We start from the raw sequence: 2,535 nt of genomic DNA, 5'->3' as shown, positions 1-2,535 counted from the left end.
CCGGGTCGGCTGGGCCGACCGCACCGCCGCGGTGTCGCCTCCGAGTCTGACACCAGCGCTTTTCCGCCGTGTTACGCCGACGTGAGGGCGATGTGGCGCGCCGGCCGATCCGCGTCGCCGGCGGCGACGTCCCGCGTGAAGCTCGCCAGCGCCGCGCACAGTGGGCCTGGTGCGGACAGCTGCGGGACGTGGCCCGTGTGGAGCGTGACCACCCGGGCACCAGGGGTGAGCTGCTGCATGCGTCGCTGCGCGATGATCGGCACGGTGCGATCCCCGGTGGCTTCGACGTACAACCGCGGCAGGGCGCCGAAGCGCGCAGGGGTCCAGGCGGCGGAGATCAGCCGGGCGCTCTCCCGCTGCGGACGCAACCGTCGCGCGGCAGCGATCGCCTCCCCCTCCAGGGCATCGTGGAAGAACACCGCCGCCGCGGCCTCGGGCGGGACCGAGGTCTCGCGACCATCGGCGCTCGACTCGAGCCACCGGGAGATCCCCACATCCGTGGGCAGGCCGATCCCGGCGCAGAGCTGCGCGAAGTCCACCCCCGAAGGCAGCATCATCCCGGCGACGAAGGCGACCCCGGCGACCCGGTCCGGAATCAGTTCGGCGACCCGGGTCACCACGACCCCGCCGCCGGAGTGCCCCACGAGAACGGCGGGTCGTTCGAGAAGCCGCACGAGTGCCGAGACATGGTCGGCCAGGGTGTCGAGGTCGACCACCTCGTCGTCGTCGCCGCCAACGCCCGGTAGGTCGACCACATGGGGGCGGAGGCCGGCCGCACGGAGCGGACCGGTGACGGTGTCCCACACCCAGCCGCCGGCCCACGCGCCGTGGACCAACACCACGTCCGTCACGGTGTCGACCTCCATTACCGGGCCGACGCCGCCAGGACCCGGGCCGCCTCGCGAACCGCCGCGGTATTGGCCTTGCCGTGCCGGGACCCGGCGAGCTTGGCTGCGATGTGTTCGCGGACGGTGACGGGCTCGTAGGCGTCGCCGTCGGTGCCCACGAACTCGGGCAGGGTGGCCACCACGGCGTCGACGTTGCCGTCGTGAAAGAACGCGGCAGAGCGGCGGCGGACGATGCGGCCGTCGACGATCGGTGGCGCCACGCGGTGCAGGGTCGACATCCACCGGTCGTTGGTCAGCCGCGCGGTGAGGTCGCCGAGGTTGACCAGCAGGCCGTCCTCCACGGGCTGGACGTCGTGCCAGCCTCCGTCGGTGCCGAGGACCTGGAGACCGGCAACCCGGTCGGCCCACAGGACCGTGACCAGACCGAAGTCGGTGTGCTCGCCCATTCCCTTGAGTTCGCCGTCGAGCGAGACGGGCCCCTCGTCGAGGGCGTAGTTGACCATGCGGAGAACGTCGATCGAGTGGTCGGTGAGCTGCTCGAAATACCCCGCGGGCTGGCCGAGGGCGTCGGCGAAGACGCGGGTGAGCGTGCGCGCGACACGGGAGGCCTCGGCGAAGTAGGCATCGACCCGCTCGCGGAAACCGGGCCGCCGGCCACCGGGGAGATCGGGCCACACGTTGATCCCGTAGTCGTCCTCCGACAGGTCCAGACCGATGAACGAGCGTGCCTCGACCCCCACGTTGAACGCCTCGAAGAAGTCGTTCATCCGCCCCGCGGACTCCACCCCGAGGCTCAAACTGAGCGACTCGCTCCTGGGCGGGCTGTACCCGCGGTTCGCATCGGCCACGCGGTAGGCCTTCTTGGCCTCGAGGGGCAGTGCGAAGAAGTCGTCGATCGCGCCGGCCAGACCGTCGATGACCGCGGGTGCCACGCCGTGTCCGACGATCTGCATGAACCCGACGGTCGAGCAGGCCTCGTCGATCTCGCGGGCGACCCGCGCGCGGTCGTCGGAGGACCCGCCGACGACGTAGGGAGACAGGTCCACCGTGGGGACGTGGAAACCGGGGTGATCAGTGGTCATGAGCTTCTCCTGTGGCGGAGTGGCCGGCCGAGGTGACGGGGGCCGGTGTGCCGGGCCGCGGCGCCCACCACGCGGGGTGGGGTCCGGTGCACGACCATGTCTACCGAGGGCGGGTTCCGTCGCCGTCACCCGCGTGTGACCACCGCATTAACGGTCAGCTCCGCGGGAGCCGGGCGGCCATCGCCTCGAGCGCGTCCGCCGTGAGCCGCCCGTGCACCCGGAGTCGCGCGATGCCGCCGTCGGGGAAGACGTCGATGCGGACGAACCGGACGGGGTCGGGGTCTGTGCCGGGAGTGTCGGGGCCGGCGGGGGCCCCGACGAGGAACCGGTGGCGGCAATCGGGCTGCAGCGGGGTGCGGGGCACCAACTCGACCCAGGTCTCGGGGCGGTCGAGGTCCTCGGCCCTGCGGATGCCGTGCAGGGACGCCGATCCGGGGGCGTTGCCGACGTAATAGGAGGTGTCGATCTCCACGTGATCGACCGTGCCCGGGCCGGCCAGGGCAATGGTGACGTGGTCGTTGCCGTCGTCGCGGCGGCGGGCGTTCTCCCAGCCCTCGCCCATGTGGCGGGAGCGGCCGGGGGCGATGATGTTGGCCGGTGACGAG

Annotated in this window: 2 protein-coding genes and 1 pseudogene; all 3 read right to left on the bottom strand. The window is 72.1% G+C overall.

Annotated features, from left to right (window positions below):
• Positions 1-71 precede the first annotated feature (71 nt).
• On the bottom strand, positions 72-866 hold the full coding sequence (locus tag G6024_RS15785; RefSeq protein ID WP_061228881.1) for an alpha/beta fold hydrolase: 795 nt from the start codon (positions 864-866) through the stop codon (positions 72-74).
• A complete protein-coding gene (locus G6024_RS15780) occupies positions 866-1,930 on the bottom strand; it encodes an isopenicillin N synthase family dioxygenase (protein WP_061228882.1) in 1,065 nt (354 codons plus the stop codon). The genes G6024_RS15785 and G6024_RS15780 overlap by 1 nt, the downstream gene beginning before the upstream one ends.
• A gap of 154 nt (positions 1,931-2,084) precedes the next feature.
• A pseudogene (locus G6024_RS15775) lies at positions 2,085-2,535 on the bottom strand (allantoicase); the annotation flags it as partial.

The organism is Dietzia maris (assembly GCF_014144855.1).
In the GTDB taxonomy this organism is placed as follows: Bacteria; Actinomycetota; Actinomycetes; order Mycobacteriales; family Mycobacteriaceae; genus Dietzia; species Dietzia kunjamensis.
The sequence above is the reverse complement of the archived record's forward strand: the minus strand, read 5'-3'. Positions and strand labels throughout refer to the sequence as shown.

Coding starts and splice junctions, on each gene's coding strand:
- G6024_RS15785 (WP_061228881.1), bottom strand. CDS start 866: ATGGAGGTCGACACCGTGACGGACGTGGTGTTGGTCCACGGCGCGTGG.
- G6024_RS15780 (WP_061228882.1), bottom strand. CDS start 1,930: ATGACCACTGATCACCCCGGTTTCCACGTCCCCACGGTGGACCTGTCT.